The sequence below is a fragment of the Chitinophaga sp. genome, assembly GCF_039596155.1.
In the GTDB taxonomy this organism is placed as follows: domain Bacteria; phylum Bacteroidota; class Bacteroidia; order Chitinophagales; family Chitinophagaceae; genus Chitinophaga.
On record NZ_JBCNKF010000015.1, the window covers coordinates 83,842 to 99,114 of the forward strand.

10 protein-coding genes are annotated in these 15,273 nt (G+C 46.7%); 2 read left to right on the forward strand and 8 right to left on the reverse strand.

Features of this window, described 5'->3' with window-relative positions:
* Positions 1 to 17: 17 nt before the first annotated feature.
* From ABDW33_RS15905 to ABDW33_RS15915, 3 genes are read right to left on the reverse strand one after another with little or no spacing between them, the layout of a single operon-like run.
* Positions 18 to 359, reverse strand: a complete 342-nt coding sequence (locus ABDW33_RS15905) for a DUF4280 domain-containing protein (RefSeq protein WP_343691065.1) — start codon at positions 357 to 359, stop codon at positions 18 to 20.
* Position 360: 1 nt separating this feature from the next.
* On the reverse strand, positions 361 to 954 hold the full coding sequence (locus ABDW33_RS15910) for a hypothetical protein (protein ID WP_343691066.1): 594 nt from the start codon (positions 952 to 954) through the stop codon (positions 361 to 363).
* Between the two features lie 10 nt (positions 955 to 964).
* On the reverse strand, positions 965 to 4,012 hold the full coding sequence (locus tag ABDW33_RS15915; RefSeq protein ID WP_343691067.1) for a contractile injection system protein, VgrG/Pvc8 family: 3,048 nt from the start codon (positions 4,010 to 4,012) through the stop codon (positions 965 to 967).
* Positions 4,013 to 4,211: 199 nt separating this feature from the next.
* Between ABDW33_RS15915 and ABDW33_RS15920 the strand changes: the two genes are divergently transcribed.
* Complete coding sequence (locus tag ABDW33_RS15920; RefSeq protein WP_343691068.1) at positions 4,212 to 4,838, forward strand: ABC transporter ATP-binding protein; 627 nt, start codon at positions 4,212 to 4,214, stop codon at positions 4,836 to 4,838.
* Positions 4,839 to 5,936, forward strand: a complete 1,098-nt coding sequence (locus tag ABDW33_RS15925) for a hypothetical protein (protein ID WP_343691069.1) — start codon at positions 4,839 to 4,841, stop codon at positions 5,934 to 5,936.
* A 24-nt stretch (positions 5,937 to 5,960) separates the two neighbouring features.
* Here ABDW33_RS15925 and ABDW33_RS15930 read toward each other — a convergent pair whose 3' ends face one another.
* From ABDW33_RS15930 to pflB, 5 genes are all read right to left on the reverse strand, one after another.
* The gene (locus tag ABDW33_RS15930) at positions 5,961 to 7,268 is read right to left on the reverse strand and encodes a RagB/SusD family nutrient uptake outer membrane protein (protein WP_343691070.1); all 1,308 of its coding nucleotides are present in this window, start codon (positions 7,266 to 7,268) and stop codon (positions 5,961 to 5,963) included.
* 23 nt (positions 7,269 to 7,291) lie between these two features.
* The gene (locus ABDW33_RS15935) at positions 7,292 to 10,288 is read right to left on the reverse strand and encodes a SusC/RagA family TonB-linked outer membrane protein (RefSeq protein ID WP_343691071.1); all 2,997 of its coding nucleotides are present in this window, start codon (positions 10,286 to 10,288) and stop codon (positions 7,292 to 7,294) included.
* A gap of 326 nt (positions 10,289 to 10,614) precedes the next feature.
* Complete coding sequence (locus ABDW33_RS15940; RefSeq protein ID WP_343691072.1) at positions 10,615 to 11,607, reverse strand: DUF2167 domain-containing protein; 993 nt, start codon at positions 11,605 to 11,607, stop codon at positions 10,615 to 10,617.
* Between the two features lie 305 nt (positions 11,608 to 11,912).
* The gene (gene pflA / locus ABDW33_RS15945; protein ID WP_343691073.1) at positions 11,913 to 12,698 is read right to left on the reverse strand and encodes a pyruvate formate-lyase-activating protein; all 786 of its coding nucleotides are present in this window, start codon (positions 12,696 to 12,698) and stop codon (positions 11,913 to 11,915) included.
* 134 nt (positions 12,699 to 12,832) lie between these two features.
* Positions 12,833 to 15,067 carry a formate C-acetyltransferase gene (gene pflB, locus ABDW33_RS15950; protein ID WP_343691074.1) on the reverse strand — a complete coding sequence of 745 codons (2,235 nt, stop codon included), beginning with the start codon at positions 15,065 to 15,067 and terminating at the stop codon, positions 12,833 to 12,835.
* Positions 15,068 to 15,273 lie beyond the last annotated feature (206 nt).

The following is a 15,273-nucleotide window of genomic DNA, read 5'->3' on the forward strand; positions in this document are numbered from 1 at the left end:
GAGCGGCCGGTCGGTTTTTATTTTTCATTTGTCGCAAACCCATTCTGCCCCGTCGATACAAACGATATCTTTCCTCCCACCCCACACATACAATACGATTCATCAGTCAGCTCCTTATCCGACCCGATCGCATCTAACACGGTCGTATCCTGCCAGGCTGTGGGCTTTGGCATACAAGGCTTTTGCGTTACCGCGCACACACCAAACGGGGGTATATTGGTATTCGCTGCCTTATCCTGCTCTGTCGCCACCAACTTATCTTCTATATACACATACGACTGACTCGTCACTTTCAGCACAGCCGGCGCCGCACCTTTGTTGCACATCATCTGCGCAGTATCTGTAATAATCGTAGGCATACTAGTTATCGTGATGTGTGGAAGATTTAATTGTAATGACCTTTCCTGTTACCGCATCCAGGTTGACGTGTTTGAGCATAATATCGGCGCCACCGGCATGCCCGTCTTCATGGGTAATAATCCAGCGGTCGCCAATTGTATCCGACTTACGGTTGATGCTCGTCCAGCGATCCGCCAGTGAAAGGTTATTACGTTTCAGGAACTCCAGCACTTTGTCAAGTGTAAAAGCGTAAGGTTTGTCATAATCGACAGACTTCTGCTCTACTCCCTGTTCATTGTAAAAATGCCAGGTACCGATGCGAAAAGTGCCTTTATTGAACAGGTCTCCTTCTTCTTTGAGAACGCCGTTTTTATAATACTCACGGTAGTGATCAATATAGGTATCAGGTTTCGTTGTCTTCTCCGCATATCCATCCTCAAAATCCGTCTGCCTCACCTGCAGCCCATCATGCTCAAAGGTATATTCACCTGCCTGTTTATTTTTATTATACGTTGCTATATCGAATCGCTTGTTCATATTTGTTTGTTTGGTTTGTGCACAAGCCGCAAATGCATGCATGATGATCACTACGGCCAGCCATAACTTTTTATGCATATTAATTGATTTACTCTTTTCCAACATTTGCTCTCACCTTCTCCCACTGCCACTTCCAGGTACTGATACGCGTCTTGCCATATTGATGCGAATAGTCCATAATATTCTCCGTTTCACCGATTTTGAACACATGACTGGCACTATTGTCAAAGGTGTGATACAGTCCCATTGCATGCAGCAGTTCATGGGTGGTGGTAGCTGTATTATGCGTTTTAAAGAGTACGACGCTCTTCGCCACAATGTCTTTCGCGCCACCATTCAGGCCCTGGTAATTGCCTCCATCCATATATCCGCCTTCTTCATCAAAGAAGAAGACTTTGTAGTAGTTTTTGTAGGCCGGATGTTTTGCATTAAAAGCAACTTCCAGCGAGTCATGGATCTGCTTGCCGCCCGGATAGGCATTGACAGCCGCATTCCCGGTATTGGCAGTGAGCGCATTTGTCTTGATGGCAGTCATTTTGGTTGTATCCAGTTCCACTTCTACCAGGTTCAACAGGATCAATGCCTGGTTCATATATTTTTCCAGGAAGGCCTTTTCACCGGCAGTCTTCCCGATATTTACGCCCGTGCCCAGGTCTGACTTCACTTTTACAAAAACAACATTTGCTTTATAGCGCTGCTTGTTCTTTACTACGATCAATTTTCCGGCCAGCTTAGGTTTATCCAGTGTACCGTCTGCTTTTTTGGTATAAGCCATGACCTTTATTTCCTGATCTGTCTCCGACTCTTTCAGACATTCTACCGTCAGGTCCACCTTATGACTGCCTTTACTCTTAGGCGTGAGTTCCTTTTTATCGCATTTGATAAAATCAGTTTTGTATTCCAGTTCCAGTTTTTCCGGTTCTTCATCTACTTCTATGAGTAACTGGATTTTCGCTTTGGTATTGTTATAACTTTTTCCACCTGGGAATAAGCACAGCCATGACTGGTAGTATTCGCTCCTGGTCTTACCATCAGCTTCCGTTTTCCAGGGAATGATGGCCGGACTATAACGGGTAGACTTCAGCGTATTAAATTTGGCATCGCTTTGCGTGAACACTGCGCCAGGACTGGTTGCGTACACACTGCCATAGCTACCTACAATATTCTTGTATTCTACATCACCTACCAGGCTGGTATCCCTGATACGTAACCAGTCAAACCCATACTCACCCGTCCAGCCGGCATGCGGGCGGAAGCCCACGATCACCTTAGCCGGAATCTCTGCTTTGGCCGTTTCGTACGTATCTGCTTTATTATAGTGTTTATTGCCCTGCTCACCTTTCATGTGCAATTCGCCTTTACTGTTGGCCAGGATCTGCTCATCACTGTGCAGCATAATTTTGCTCTGGCCCGCAGCATAAAGTTGCTGGGCTTCTATCTTGATTTCATCTTTTGAATTGAACAGCGCTTTACCTGCCTGCATATGCAGGAAGTCAGCAATCATCTGTGTCATCAACGGTGTATTGACCGCCATGGCCTGCATGATATTCATGTACAGCTGCCCTCCTACATTCATCTCCATCTGCTCGCCTACATTGATGTTCATGTTACGGGCATTCAGGGTCATGTTTTCGGGCGCCGTAATTTCAATACTGGAGGTGCTGGTATTCAGAAAAATGACATTGGCGTTTTTATCAGTGATGGTAATGCTTTCACTGCCATCCGTATCATCCAGCCGGATCACATGCCCACTGCGTGTTTTGATTACCTTCAGATTATTCTGTGCATCGCCGAAGCCGGTTTTGGCAGCACCATTGTAAGTAGTCCCTGTTACATAAGGGGCTTCGGGGTTACCGCCTTCGAAATCGACCCATACTTCCTCTCCTTTCTCTGGTATAAAATAGATGCCTTTATCCTGACCGCTATGCGCGTTCAGTACACGGATCCAGGGGGTGGTCCCTGTGTCCTGCCAGCGGAAACGTACCTGTACACGACCAAGGCCTTTGGGATCGTGATTTTCGATAACGGTGGCACTCTGCGGTTCACAATAAGGAATAGTATGCAGATCGATAAAAGGCATGGCTGTATCTGCAGGAATGGCTTCAAAACTATTTACATAGAGGCCATTGTCCGTACAGGAATGCTTCAAAGCTGTAATAAGGAACTGTCCATGATCTTCGGTAGAAAGAAAATTTTCTTTCACAGTAATGATGTCTCCTATTCGTAAAGAAGTTTCATTACTACGCCCTTTTATCAATACCATACTGGCAGCTTTGCCTTTGTATTGCAGGGCTGTCAGATTGTCTACCTGTTGCTGTGCGCCACTGCTAAAACCATAGTTCATCTTATACAGCGAGGGTTTATTATAAAGCTGTTTGCTCACCTCCTGCATATGAGTGCTGTATTGATTGGTGCCGCTACCAGCCTGGGCCTGGGTCGTATTGTCTACGACCACTTCCTGCCGGTAATCGTACCCACTCAATTGCTGGTTGTTGGGCTTTACATCGAGTGCCAGGTCAAATTCAAGCAGGTTCACCTGGTGGACCAACGCTGTTTGCCGGGTTTTATACTGGCCAAACACAAGTTGTTGCCCATCATAAAAGAACCATTCACCATAGCGGGCCGCCAGGCGGGACACAAATGCGTAAGCAGTTTCCTTGTACTGAACAATGTACTTCAGTGAATCTGTGTTATTGGGTTTGATCAATAACGGCGGCATAAGCGGGCCACCTGATTTCAGTACATAGTCAACAATGTCACTGAGCGGCCGGCGCTCAAAAGTCGCAATGTGAGGGTCATTTTCCAGCAAAATATCGGGGCTGAAACCTCTGATCACACAAAAGCCATTTGTACCATCGTTTTCCTTACCGGCATTAATACCGGTTACGATGCCATCAAAAACAAGGGGTTGAGATGAGCTCAATGGGTCTGCCGGTTTGATAGTGATCTTAATTTCTTTGCCAAGAAAGTTCTTGCTGGCGTTAAACAGTCCTTTCCCCAATTTGTTCAGCCAATCGTAACTGATAAGAATTTCAAATGAATGATGTCCTCTGATTTGCTGATACAGATTGAGTGAATGAAATGAGGAAAACAGGTTCCCATCAATGGAGAATGAAGTTTGGGTATGTAAAGACATGGTTAAGGGTTAAAAAATCAAGTCGAATATACGAAAATAATTTATTTCGAACATATGGATCATACATCCGGCAGCAGGCATTCATTAAAAAAATTGCTGACAGCCAGTGCATGCTAAGCTATAGGAAACGGTCTAAAAAGAATGTTAAAAAACACCGGCGGTTCCATCACACATAAAAAATATCTCTATATTACTATCTATGCTTCAACTCACCCATCTTCGCAAAGCCTACCAGGGAAAAGTGGTGCTTGACATTCCTTCCCTGCTGTTAGACGCCGGCATCTATTGGATACAGGGCGCTAATGGATCCGGGAAATCCACATTATTAAAAATCATTGCAGGCATGGTGCCCTTCCAGGGAGATATTACTCTCAAAGGCAGCAGTCTCAGGCATGCCCCCCTCGCCTACCGGCAAAATGTTGGCTGGGCAGCCGCTGAACCACTGTACCCGCCATTTATGACTGGTATGGATCTCGTGCATTTATACCAGCGCATCCGCAAAGTATCACAAAGAGAAACCAGTCAACTGATAGAACGCTTCAATGTAAGTAACTTCCTGCAAGGGCAGGCTGCTGCCTATTCTGCGGGGATGACGAAAAGACTATCATTGCTCCTGGCTTTCATGGGCAATCCTTCTTTGATCATACTCGATGAACCCCTCACTACCCTCGACGCCAATTCGTTTACACTCATCTCCGACTTCATTCTCGAAACCTGGCAGGAGAAAGGTACCTCTTTCCTGATGAGCTCTCACCAGGAGCTGGATACGAGTTTACTACATGCACAACGGGCACTGACTGTTATTAATCAAAGCATCGTACAATAAATGACAAAATATCTACTCCGTTCACTGGTTTCGCCCTTCTTCAGAGAGAATGGCGGGTTGATAATTTTTATTTACACAATGACGGTGGCAATTGTTAGCTCCCAGTCTGGTGCAGGTGTATACGAGTATCATCTATTCCTCGTACTGGGTGCTTTCCGACATGCTGGTATGATGGCCACCGTATTTTTCCTGTGGCTGTTATACACAAGAAAATTCACTTCGTTCGTCGTTACTGAAATTTATAAACCTGAAAATATGTTCCTGCATGTGTTCAATTATCTCAGCAGGATCAGAAAAACAGGCTTACTCTTCCTGGCAACCCTGCTATTGATGATACCCGTATGGGCATATGTTGTCTTTATCGTCATCACAGGTGTGCAATACGGCTACACAGGAGGTGTATGTCTGGTGATCGGTTACCTGCTGTTACTCTGTTTCCTGTCAGCCCTCTGGCTGGAACGCCGCCTGCAGAATATTTCAGCCGGTAAAACCCCTGTACTACGATCTGTCGGGTTTACATCTTTTACCGGTACACTCCTACGCTACGTGGCCACTAAACAACTGGCGACTTGGACAGGGTTAAAGATCTTTACCTGCGGGTTACTATTCCTGATAGCTGTCAATAATCCCATGCGGTATTATGACGGGCAGACAATTTTTATCGTCGTAAGCTTAGGTATCCTGGGCAATGGCGTACTGGTATACCGATGCAGGGAATTTGAAGAGCTGTATATGAGTTTTTACAGAACAATGCCGGTACGCACCAGCCTGCGTTTCCTGGAATATGCGTTACTGGATTTCATATTGATCATCCCCGAGATACTATTGCTCATCCTGTTTGTACCGAAACATATGCCGCTCTCCGACGCAGTCACTTTTTGCCTGTGTGGCTATAGCAGCATGTTGCTGATGACAGGCATCACATTCTACAGACAATTTACAAAGTCTCAGTTTTACAAAATACTATCGCTCGTACTCTGTGTACAATATATCTTCCTGCTGACGGTCGGGCTGCCTGCCTTGTATATCGTGCTGACCTTAACTGCCATCGGCCTGTTCAGGTGGAAATATTATAAATATGAAACGCTTTTGCCATAAGGGACAAAAGCGTTTCATATCATCTTATTGATTGCTTTCGCTCTGTGGTAATGGATAACGACTCCATACATTATCATCTGGCCTGTCTATGGGCAGTGTACCCAGCAATCCATAACGGCGTACATCTATCCAGCGATGTCCTTCCATAAAGAGGGAATACCGCCGGTTGTACAATAACTCTGTGGTCAATGCCGCAGTAGTCACAGCACCGGTATACGCAGGCAGGTTATGTGCAGTACGGATCCGGTTCAGCGCCACAATTGCATTGGGGAAATTTCCACTTTGAATATTCGCTTCCGCATAAATTAAAACCAGTTCCTCATTGCGGATAATGCTGATCGGTGCATTCAGCGATGTCCAGATGACCACATCCCTGTTACCTGTCAACCCACTCTGACTTGCAGATGATTGACGTACCTGTGTTTTATTGATACGATCGTCTCCGGGAATAATGTCCGTAGCATACGAAGGATGCGCAATCCGCACTTCCCCGTTACTATTCGGTGCGATGAACGAGTTGTTCGCCAGGTCTCCCCCGCTGGTAGAGAAATAATGCCAGACCCCATTGTTAAGATCTCCATTCAGATCAAAGAAAGATTCATTCAAAGCCGTCAGTGCAGCTGTCCATTCCTTACGATATATATGTACCCTTGCTGCCAACGCCCTGTTGAATTTTAAGAGCCCCGTTGCATCTTTAAATCCGGCAAAACCGTCTGACAAAGGGAAAATGACATCTGCACCTGTGAGATCAGCCTTTCCGTCGTCCAGGAATTTCAGGACTGAATCCAATACAATACCCGGATTGGTAATTACCGGGCCCTGCGCCACGCCGTTCGCGACCGGAATGCGGGCACCATTGGAATCTGTCATATTTATATTGAGTAGCAACTGGTACCCGATCAGCGTCTTTGCGTAGCCGGAGAAACCTTTTTTCTGCGCGTCATTGGCCACCGCCGCACTGGTATGGGCCAGGGCTTCCAGCAATATAAAGCACTGCCGCATGACCTGGTAGCGGGCTGCCCACGGATTGGTAAGATAGAAGGTATTGTTGTCCAGCACCTTTGTACCACCGCCTAACAGGTCCGTGGTATAACGGGGTTCAGAACTGGAAAAACGGTAGATCTCCCGGCTGATAATACCAGTACCATCCAGGTAAAAACCAATACTGTTCCGCATACCAGATTCTGCACCGGTAGCCAGGTTAAATAAGTCACTACGTGTTGGATTGCCGGTAATACCCGTTACAACCGGCGTATTCAGACTGTTTATTTCCCCCTTCTGACAGGCATTCAGCAATACCAGCAAACAAAGGGCTTTTATGATGTGTTTCATGTGTCATTGTTTTTAAAAAAGGATCAGAAATCTACACCAACATGGAAGCTGGCTCTCTTTGAAGCAGGGAAAGGCATTACATCTACACCGGTAGACAAACCATTGCTGCCACGGCTGGTAGAAGTACTGATAGTATTACTTCCAAAATTGGATACTTCCGGATCGTATCCTACATAATGTGTCCAGGTAAAGAAGTTATTCGCAGATACCCCCAGCCGGACGCCGGAAATAGTCCTGGTGTTCTTCAATGGAATGTTGTAATACAACCCGATTTCCCTGACACGCACATAACTTGCATCCTGCACATAGATACTGGCATCACCGGCCCCCAGGCGGTATACCCCCGCTTTCTGTCCGTTGATCATATCATCAAAATCAAATGACGTAGCACCGGCGTCGGTAAGCAATTGCGAAAGGTTGATATTATCTCCGCCTTTCTTCCAGTGTACGAGGAATCGCAGGGACCAGTTCTTATAAACAGTCACTTCGTTGAAGAAGCTCATCTGGAACTTTGGTTCAGCGTTCCCGATCAGTCGCAGATCGCTACCCACCGTGCCCTTTATTTGTGTAGCGGGCTGACCCTCTTCCAGGTAGAACGTACCGAGTGAGTTACCGAATGCACCAATGGCATAAGGAGGGATCACTAACCGGGTTACCTTACTGCGATTGAACCACCAGTTGATCGAAGATGTCCATTTGATATTATTTTTATTGATCGGTACCAGGTTCAGACCTAATTCCACTCCCTGGTTTTTCAGGTCACCACTGTTCTTCCATTCAGCACTGTAACCGGAAGATGCCGGGAGAGAGTGGCGTAATAATACATCCTGGATTCTTTTGTTATAATAAGTAGCTTCCAGGCTAATCCTTCCGTTCAGCACACTGATGTCGAGCCCTGTCTCAAATTCTTCCTGTGTTTCAGGTTTGATGTCCGGGTTACCCTGCAGGTTATCGACCAGTATACCGGGCAGACCTCCTATGTTACTTCCCAGCATGCCGGTGAACTTACTGCTGTATGGCGGCACGTTGCCCGACTGTCCGTAAGCGGCCCTGATCTTGAGGTTGTCAATTGCATCGACAGACCATCCTTTTAACTTCGCGAAATTGAAAGAGAAAGCTCCTTTGGGGAACACATAATATTTCTTGTAATCACCATTGTTGGTAGAGCGGTCAAAACGGACACCGCCGCTCAGGGTGACCGCATCAATGAGGGAAAGATCTTCCTGAATGAAGATACCGTTGTCCCTGAATTTGGAGCGGAACTGCCGGGTGGTGGTATTGGCACTGGCATCTACATTACTCTGACCGGCTACGATATTGGTAGCTACGGTCACAATGTTGTCAAAATACCCGGTCTCCAGGGTGGCACCTACTGTACTTGTCAGGCTGACTGCAGGCGTGGGGGTAAAGGTATTGGCTAAAAATCCACCCAGGTTGGTATTGATGTTATTGGTATTGCCCTGGATGGAATGACCTTTGTTCGCGTTTTCTTCAAACTGAAGATCACGGGGAAAGAGGGCCATTGTTTTATAGTTATAGAAGTCCACACCACCGCGGCCAATGAAACGGGTATGGGAATGCTCGCTCTGCTGCAGGTGCACTTCCACGTTACCACCGCCTACAAAGCGGTTGGTGGTTTCATTGTTGGTCATTTTATCGCGGGTCTCCAAAGGATTGGAAGCGGCAAATGGGTTGCGGGGATATTCGCCTAATGCATTGGGGTGAAGGTCTACGAAATCGGGCGTTGAGGAAAGGGCCACCCCGTAGCTCACCCCGTTATTGTCATTATTCGTCAGTCCCCTGTCGGAAGAAGAGTAAATATAGTTCGTCGTAACACCGAACGATACGCGGTCACTGATTTTATGGTCGATATTGAGGCGGACGGAATTGTTGAAATAGCCGGTGCCCTTCACGATACCTTCTTCCTGGCGGCGGTTGCCGGAGAGGTAAAATGTGGTCTTGTCTCCACCACCACTGATTGCCAGGTTGGTATTCAGCACCTGGCCTGTCTGTCCGAACATTTCCTTTTCGTAGTCGAAGATCTTACCTGCACTCCGGGCAGTGGTAAATTGGGTCTTATAAGCCTCTCTTTTCGCGATAACAGCCGGATCGGTGTTATCTGCACTGCCCGCGAGATCAGCCGCCGTTTCGGCTGTAAACTGCCTTACGCCCATCAGGTGACGTACCTTCACGAAGCCCAGCTCCTGGTTCAGGCTCACCTTTGTCTTGCCGGTCTTCCCCTTTTTGGTAGTAATGATCACGACACCCGCGGCTGCTTTGGCGCCATACATGGCAGCAGCAGAGGCGCCTTTCAGGATTTCGATATTTTCAATATCGGACGGATTGAGGTCTGCGATACGGCTGGATGGGTTGTCCTGGTTATTGGGATTGCCGGCGGTGGCAGCACCGGTAACGTCATTGAGGCCCGCAGGGATACTGCTGTTATTGAAAAAGACACCATCTACCACATATAGTGGCTGTGAGTTACCGAACACCGATGTAATACCTCTCAGCTTCACGGTAAAACCACCACCGGGTGCGCCGGAATTGGCAGACACCAATGCCCCCGGAACCTTGCCGCTTAATGCGGCATCGAATGTCTGGGCCGGGGCCACACCACTCAGCTGGTTGGCAGAGATGGTGGCAACGGCATTGGCCAGGTTACTTCTTTTAACACTGGTAGCAGCACCTGTGATGACGACTTCATCAAGATGAGCAAGGTCTTCTTCCAGGGTAAGATTGAGAACAGTCTGATCACCGGTCAGCCGGATCGTTTGGGTTCTGTACCCGGTATAGCTGATCACTAACGTGGAGGTGCCGGCGGGAACGGTGATGGAATATTTACCGCTGGCGTCGGATAAGGTTCCCCTGCTGGTGTTGGGAACTCTGACGGTCACCCCGGGCACTGCCTGCCCGGTTTTCGCATCTCTTATTTGTCCGGTCACAATTTGCTGCGCGATTAATGCATAAGTACTGAATAGGCAAAACAGTAGCAGCAAGCTGAATTTTTGCAAATGCATAGCTTGAAGGGTTTAGTTTATGAGTGGAAATTTTGAGTGGTTACCGTAATACAGTCGTTCTTTATAATTTTGGTTGTTAAAGAATGCGGTGCTTCCTGCTATAAGGTTTTCAACACTGAATCAGGGGCTGCAGGGGATTATTACTCATCTATCGGATTAATGCAGCAGATTACGAAATTTTAAAGGGTTTTCGTTTTTTTTATTTGAGGGGATTGGGTTATTTTTTATAAAGAGAGTACTAGTACTCTAATAAAAATGCCGGCCTTTCGGCCAGCACTTTTTTGGTATTTGTATTGATTGGGACCCTGGTTGTGATGTAGCACACGTTAGTCTTCTTTCTGCTCTTCGCGGTGCTGTTCTTCTTCCTGCTTTTCCTGCTCTCTGTTAATGGCTGGTTCATACACCGCTTCCTTCTCTTTTTTCCCTGTAAACAGTTTGCGGAAGAACCCAGCTAATGCGGCAAAACCTAAAATGATAAACTTCCAGCATGCAGCCGCGTATTTAGCCAGGATAGCAAAGAAGCCTACTTTCGCCAGTACCTTGCCAGCCACCAGACCACCAATTGTCCAGGCGGCGATCTTATCGATCTTTGGATCGAAGTCAGCGTAGCTGTTCCCTTTTGTGAACCTGGCCATTGCCAGTACTTTATTGATGTCAGCTTCCACCAGTGGCAGTTCATTCATGGTACATACTGCATTCATATCAAGCACTCCATAGCGTCCTAATACACGGATTTCATAGTTCAGGGTATGTGGGGTGGCTTCTCCGAATTTGAGTTCTTTCGCCCAGTGCAGTACTTTATTCTCTTTATCATAAAATGGGGTTTGTGCCCAGCCGATCATGTGAATAGGCTGGTAACCATTTTTTATCCTTTCCGGATTTTCCTCGTCTTCATCTTTTTGCATATTCTTCAGCAGTTCATTATAATCGATCTTGGCTGCATCATAATCCTTTACATAACCGATGGAGTCAAAACGGATGATGAATGCATAACTGGAAGAATCAAACGGATCGCTGTGAGCAGGAAAGAGCATACCCAGGATGTCGTCGGACGCCGAGGCGGGGTTGCCCCAGAGGGTAGTCAGCACATATTTACTTTGTTCAGCATTCAGGAACTTGAATCCTGCCGGTACATTCATTTCAATCTTACCACCGGGAAGGTGAATAAGACCGGTTTCATACTTTTCAGCGCTCTTAATGGAGTCAACATAATTAAGGTATTGTTTTTCATCCATGACAGTCGAATCATCTACAGGGGTTGCAGCCTGAAGGCCCAGCGTCAGCAGGAGCATGCTGACCAGATACAGGAGTTTACGCATATAAGTTTGTCTGTTAAGCGCTGTAAAAGTGATAATAAATCTGACGATCGCGTAATATATTGGACGGAAAATGGGTTTCAGTGGATGGATTGAATATTTTAACTTACAGATGATAACAGATGCAGTACCCTGGCATCCAATCAAGGGGTGCTTTACAATCTGATCCAATTGTTGCTTTTTAACCCAGTGACTGATGGCTTACAGGGAGATGATGGCTCAACGATGTACCGGGATCCATTCAGCAGCAACAGAAAATAATTCGTGTCCCTTGATGCAATTGCTCATTTTAACAGCATGCAAAACAATCATTTCAGCACTACATTGTTAAAGTACTTATTAAATATATGGAGGGCGGTCTTCTTAACTTCCAGCGTAGGTGATTCCAGGTTCTTCAAAGGATAAGTCATATTCAGTAACTCCCATTTATGACTGCCTAACTGATGAAATGGTATGATCTCAACCCTGTCTACAGTTTTATACTTTGTAAAATGCCTGGCCCATTCTTCCAGGTATACTATCTGGTCAGTCCATCCGGGCACCAATACGTACCTTAACCACATCCGCTTGCCGGTAGATTCCCGGTAAGCCGCCAGGTCCAGGGTATTTTTATTAGTCAGCCCTGTGAGTTGGTGGTGCCACTCATCATTGATATGCTTTACGTCCAGCAATAACAGGTCCGTATGTTCCAGTAGTTCGTGGGTAGCGGCATCGTTTACACGGCCATTGGAATCCAGGCAGGTATTGATACCTATTGCGTGCAGGGATTTAAAAAAGGAAGTCAGTTTATTACGTTGCAACAGTGGCTCGCCGCCGGAAACTGTTACCCCGCCGTCTTTTCCAAAGTAGCTGCGTTGCCGGTCAGCTCTTTTTACCAATTCGTCAATACCGACCAGCATTCCTCCTTTTACATCGAGGGTATCGGGGTTCTGACAATAAACGCAGCGGAACTGGCAGCCCTGTACGAAAACGACCATCCGGACACCTGGTCCGTCGTGTGTGCCAAATGTCTCAAGGGAATGAATGCGAAGGTGTTCAGGATCGTCGAGGTTAAGCGCGGCGGCCTCCAGGTCCTGTAAAGGAAAGTACAACATAATCTTAACTGCGAAGGTGGTCCGGATCATCGGGGTGTAGCGCGGAGCCCCGAAGTCGTGTACAACAATAAAAAAAGAGACATAACAGCGGACCGCAGAAGCGATCCGCTGTTGTCTTACTTAGTCCCAATTGATCACATACTCTCGTGAAAAGTACGTGTTATCACTTCAAGCTGATGCGCCCTGGATAAGCGCACGAAGTTTACAGCATAGCCGGATACACGAATGGTGAGCTGAGGGTAATTCTCAGGGTGCTCGTAGGCATCCATCAGTGTTTCGCGGTTCAGCACATTTACGTTCAGGTGATGCGCCATTTTGTTAAAGTAGCCATTCATGGTAGTCACCAGATTATTAATCTGTTCTTCTCTCGTATCGCCCAGTGATTTAGGGATCATAGAGAAAGTGTTGGAGATACCATCCTGTGCATCCCTGTAGTCCAGTTTACAAACAGAGTTGAGAGAGGCGATCGCACCGCTACAGTCTCTGCCGTGCATTGGATTGGCACCGGGAGCAAAAGCTTCGCCTTTTTTACGGCCATCTGGAGTCGCACCTGTGTTACTACCATACATCACATTCGAAGTAATGGTGAGCAATGACAGGGTTGGTTTAGACCCCTTGTAGGTGTTATGCTTGCGGAGTTCTGTGATGAAGAAATGCGTGATTTCCTTAGCAATACTATCTACCCTGTCATCATCATTGCCGTATTTAGGGAATTCACCTTCGATCTTATAGTCTACTGTCAGGCCACGTTCATCTCTCACAGGTGTTACCCGGGCGTATTTAATAGCAGAGAGGGAGTCTGCAATAATAGAGATACCGGCAGCCCCATAAGCAATATCGATACGTGGATCTGTATCAACCAGTGCCATCTGGGCTCTTTCATAATAATATTTGTCGTGCATGTAGTGGATGATGAACATGGCTTTGGCATATACTCTCGCGAGTTCACTCAAAGTTTGTTTGAACACACCCATTACCTGGCTGTATTCCAGTGGGCCCTCTGGCAGCACAGGAATATTTTTGATCACTTCTACCCCGTCAATCTCTTCTTTACCACCATTCAGGGCAATCAGCAATGCCTTAGGCAGGTTAGCCCTGGCACCGAAGTGCTGGATAGACTTACCAATTTCCTGGTAGGATACGCAGCAGGCAATACCATAGTCGTCAGAACCACGGGTACCTCTCATCAGGTCATCGTTTTCGTACTGGATAGAAGAAGTATCGATAGACACCTGTGCACAGAAGCGTTTGAACCCTTCAGGTAAACCGTCGGCCCACAGCACAGTCAGATTTGGCTCTGGTGAAGAACCCAGGTTGTACAGGGTTTGCAGGAAGCGGAAGGAGGTCTTGGTCACTTTGGTACGGCCATCATGCAGGGTACCACCGATGGCTTCTGTTACCCAGGTAGGGTCGCCACCAAAGATCTCGTCGTAACTGCCTGGGCGCAGGTGACGAACCAGTCTCAGTTTCATAACAAACTGGTCGATGATTTCCTGTGCTTCTTCTTCAGTGATCAGTCCAGCCTGCAGATCTCTCTCAATAAAGATATCCAGGAAGGAAGATACATTACCCAGTGACATAGCAGCGCCATCCTGTTCTTTCACAGCAGCCAGGTAAGCAAAGTATACCCACTGTACTGCTTCCCGTGCATTTTCAGCAGGGCGGGCTACATCACAACCATAACCGGCGGCCATGGTAATCATGTCTTTCAGTGCACTGATCTGGGCATTGATCTCTTCACGCAGGCGTACTTTGTGTTCGGTCATTTCACCGTTCACACGATTCAGGTCCGCTTTTTTAAACCTGATCAGCTGGTCAGCACCATACAGGGCCAGGCGGCGGAAGTCACCAATGATACGGCCACGCGCATAGTTATCAGGTAAACCAGTCAGTACATGTTTAGAGCGGAAAGCCCTGATTTCGCTGTCGTAAGCATTGAATACACCTTCATTATGATTTTTAGCATAATTGAAAATGTCAATTACCCTGTCGGAAACGGACAGTCCTTTTTCTTTCACAGCAGATTCAACCAGTTTGATACCTCCGAAAGGTTTCATCGCACGTTTTAACAGTTGATCTGTCTGCAGGCCAACAATCACTTCATCGTCCTTTTTAATATAACCGGGCGCAAAAGCGGTCATATTGGAGATGGTTTCCGTGTCAATGGCCAGAACGCCATTGTTCGCTCTTTCTTTGAGCAATTCTTTTTTAACGACATCCCACAGGCGGTTAGTTTTTGCAGAAATGCCGGACAGGAATGAAGCATCACCCTGGTAAGGTCTGATGTTTTTTACAACGAAATCATATACGTTCATTGTAGTATTCCAATCACCTGATTTGAAAGGAACAGCGGTCACATCTTTTATCATATCCTTGAATTTTATTTATTCTCTAGATAATGATACAAAGTTAGCCTGCGGGAAGTGGGGAAATAGTGTTCGTCGTCAGTCTATAGAGTGATAGTAGTTGCAGGAATTTCGTTTTATTTCAGGTTGAGTTGCAGGTTGTTTCATTTGATTTTGAGAATACGCATGTGATATAGCCGGTCATATGCACATGTTCGGTCCCGGACGTA

Coding starts and splice junctions, on each gene's coding strand:
- ABDW33_RS15905 (WP_343691065.1), bottom strand. CDS start 359: ATGCCTACGATTATTACAGATACTGCGCAGATGATGTGCAACAAAGGT.
- ABDW33_RS15910 (WP_343691066.1), bottom strand. CDS start 954: ATGCATAAAAAGTTATGGCTGGCCGTAGTGATCATCATGCATGCATTT.
- ABDW33_RS15915 (WP_343691067.1), bottom strand. CDS start 4,012: ATGTCTTTACATACCCAAACTTCATTCTCCATTGATGGGAACCTGTTT.
- ABDW33_RS15920 (WP_343691068.1), top strand. CDS start 4,212: ATGCTTCAACTCACCCATCTTCGCAAAGCCTACCAGGGAAAAGTGGTG.
- ABDW33_RS15925 (WP_343691069.1), top strand. CDS start 4,839: ATGACAAAATATCTACTCCGTTCACTGGTTTCGCCCTTCTTCAGAGAG.
- ABDW33_RS15930 (WP_343691070.1), bottom strand. CDS start 7,268: ATGAAACACATCATAAAAGCCCTTTGTTTGCTGGTATTGCTGAATGCC.
- ABDW33_RS15935 (WP_343691071.1), bottom strand. CDS start 10,288: ATGCATTTGCAAAAATTCAGCTTGCTGCTACTGTTTTGCCTATTCAGT.
- ABDW33_RS15940 (WP_343691072.1), bottom strand. CDS start 11,607: ATGCGTAAACTCCTGTATCTGGTCAGCATGCTCCTGCTGACGCTGGGC.
- pflA (WP_343691073.1), bottom strand. CDS start 12,698: ATGTTGTACTTTCCTTTACAGGACCTGGAGGCCGCCGCGCTTAACCTC.
- pflB (WP_343691074.1), bottom strand. CDS start 15,067: ATGATAAAAGATGTGACCGCTGTTCCTTTCAAATCAGGTGATTGGAAT.